Annotated in this window: 2 protein-coding genes; one reads left to right on the top strand and one right to left on the bottom strand. The window is 68.8% G+C overall.

Translation table 11 applies throughout. From position 1 onward, the window contains the following. On the bottom strand, positions 1–608 hold a 608-nt coding region (locus tag VH499_RS03325), incomplete at its 3' end, for a pirin family protein (RefSeq protein WP_332051266.1). Positions 609–965: 357 nt separating this feature from the next. On the opposite strand from VH499_RS03325, the gene VH499_RS03320 reads away from it, so the two are divergent. Continuing rightward, a partial coding sequence (locus VH499_RS03320) for a glycosyltransferase family 39 protein (protein WP_332051265.1) occupies positions 966–2203 on the top strand: 1238 nt, incomplete at its 3' end.

Genomic DNA, 2203 nt, shown 5'->3' with positions numbered 1-2203 from the left:
CTGTTGTGGCCGTCGGGCAGGTCGAGCGTGACCGAGGCGCCGGCCTTCAATCGCATGTCCCACAGGTTGATCGGCGTGAAGGTCCGCGCCGGCCCGGTCGTGCCGCCGAAGGCGCCGGCGATCACGCGCACCTCGCCCGCCGCTTCGGGCAGCTCGACCACGGGGATGTCGGCCGCGACGATCGCCTGGTAGCCGGGCGCCGTCATCTTGTCCTTGGCCGGCAGGTTGACCCAGAGCTGGACCATGCGGAACGGCCCACCGGTTCTGGTGAAGCCGGGCGAATGCAGCTCCTCGTGCAGGATGCCGCCGCCGGCGGTCATCCACTGCACGTCGCCGGTACCGATGGTGCCGCCCTTGCCGGTCGAATCGCGGTGCGCGACCTCGCCGTCATAGACGATCGTCACGGTCTCGAAGCCGCGGTGCGGATGCTGGCCGACGCCGCGCGGCCTCGGCGCCGGATCGAAGCGGTGCGGCCCGGCATAGTCGAGCAGCAGGAACGGGCTGATCTGGCGGCCGAGCGTGTCGTAGCTGAAGAGCGAGCGGACGGGAAAGCCGTCGCCCACCCAGTGGCGATGGGGGCTGCTGTAGACCCCGAGAACCTTCTTCATGGTCTTCCTCCACTGTCCGGCCACAGATAGGGATCGGACGCCCGCCACGGAAGATTGCGAAAAGCGACTCTGCGTCCCGGCCACGGCATGATGCAAGACCTCGACGGTCTCTTCTGGGCTCGCGCCGTGCGTCGCCCCCTCTCCCCGCCTCTCCCCCTCACGGGGGCGAGGAGCATGAAGACGTGAGTCTCGCCCCTCATATTCCTCTCCCACACTCGCGCCGTGCGTCGCCCCTCTCCCGCCTCTTCCCCGATCGGGCGAGAGGAGAAGACAGGCCGCCGAGGCACGAGCTTGCTTTGCTCTCTTCCGCGGCGGCGCCTATTTTGTGCTCGAGGGGACACTGAAGATCAATCGGGCATGGCGGCCGGTTCGACCAAGACACCACGCATCGAGACCGCATGCTTCCTCGCGGTGCTGGGCATAGCCGCCGCCCTGCGGTTCTGGCGTCTCGAGGACAACGGCTTCGGTTCGACCTACTACGCCGCCGCCGTGCGCAGCATGACCGAGGGCGCGCGGCTCTTCTTCTACAACGCCTTCGACCCGGCGGGATTCCTCTCCATCGACAAGCCGCCGGTCGCGTTCTGGATCCAGGCGGCGTTCGTCGCCCTGTTCGGCTACAGCGGCTGGATGTTGCACCTGCCGCAGGCGCTGGCGGGAGTCGCATCGGTGGCGATCCTGCGAGGGCTCGTGCGCCGGGCCTTCGGGCCGACAGCGGGGTTGCTCGCCGCGCTGCTGCTGGCGACGACGCCGATCGCCGTCGCGGTCGACCGTTCCAACAACGCCGATTCCTGGCTGGTGCTGTTCCTGCTGCTGGCCGCATCGGCGGCGCTCCGTGGAAGCGGGCTCTCGCTGGTGGCGTCCATGGCCCTTCTCGGCGTGGCGTTCAACGTCAAGATGCTGGCCGCGTTCGCCTGCGGTCCCGCCCTGCTCGCGGGCTGGCTGATCGCCAGTCCCCGCGGCTGGTCCCGCAGACTCGGCTGGATGACGGCGGCCGCGGCGGTGCTCGTTGCCGTCAGTCTCTCGTGGTCGATCGCCTACGATCTGACGCCGCGCGACAGCCGTCCCTACGTTTCCAGTACCTCGGGCAATTCGATGCTCGAGCTCGTGGTCGTCCACAACGGTCTCCAGAGATTCGACCGTCATCTCCTGCCGACGAGCAGATTGCCCTTCGAAACATACGACGCCGTACCGGTCGGGCCGCTGCGCCTCGCCCAACCGATGCTCGCTGGTCAGGCCGGCTGGTTCCTGCCGCTTGCCGTCCTGGGACTCGTTCTCGCCTGCCGCCGCGACTCGGGCCACGCGTCGCTCGCGCTCTGGAGCGTGTGGGCATTGACCTATGGTATCGTCTACAGCGCAGCCGGCGGCATCTTTCACGCCTACTATCTTTCCACCATGGCGCCCCCGCTCGCGGCGCTGGCCGGCGTCAGTTGCGTCGAGGTCTGGCGGCGGAGTCTGGTGTACCTCGCGCTCGGCCTTGCCCTGTGCGCGGCGTGGCAGATCTATCTTGCCGGCGCTGCGCAAGGCTGGACCTCGGCCTGGCCCGCAGTTCCGCTGGTGGCGCTGCTGGCCGCCGGCGCCAGCCAGTGGCGCGGCAA

Origin of the sequence: Reyranella sp. (assembly GCF_036558665.1) — a bacterium.
GTDB lineage: Bacteria > Pseudomonadota > Alphaproteobacteria > Reyranellales > Reyranellaceae > Reyranella.
The sequence above is the reverse complement of the archived record's forward strand: the minus strand, read 5'-3'. Positions and strand labels throughout refer to the sequence as shown.